Here is a 269-nt window from a genome sequence, read left to right as displayed (position 1 = left end):
AGCTGTTCATGACCCAGCCCAACCTCACTGACAAGCAATACCTGGACGTCAGCTGGATCGGCTCGAAGTACTTCCTCAACACCAGCGGCTACTACAGCGATGGCAGCTCGGGCTTCCGCTCCCATACCCCGCGTACGGCATGGCCCTACGATGCTACCCGGGACGCGGGTCTGGCACAGACTACGGGGGGCGGTGGCTATCCCACCTGCACTCAGTGGTGGTCGGACGGCTCTAAGGGCCTGAAGGCACGACTTTTGGCACAGGTTGAA

General features: G+C 61.3%; 1 pseudogene. It reads left to right on the top strand.

Going from position 1 to position 269, the window contains the following annotated elements:
• A pseudogene (locus tag FS767_RS22280) lies at positions 1–269 on the top strand (conjugal transfer protein TraG N-terminal domain-containing protein); the annotation flags it as partial.

Source organism: Pseudomonas sp. DE0010, from assembly GCF_007680745.1.
Lineage (GTDB): Bacteria > Pseudomonadota > Gammaproteobacteria > Pseudomonadales > Pseudomonadaceae > Aquipseudomonas > Aquipseudomonas parafulva_B.
Note: the sequence above shows the minus strand (reverse complement) of the source record. Positions and strands in the feature narration are given on the sequence as shown.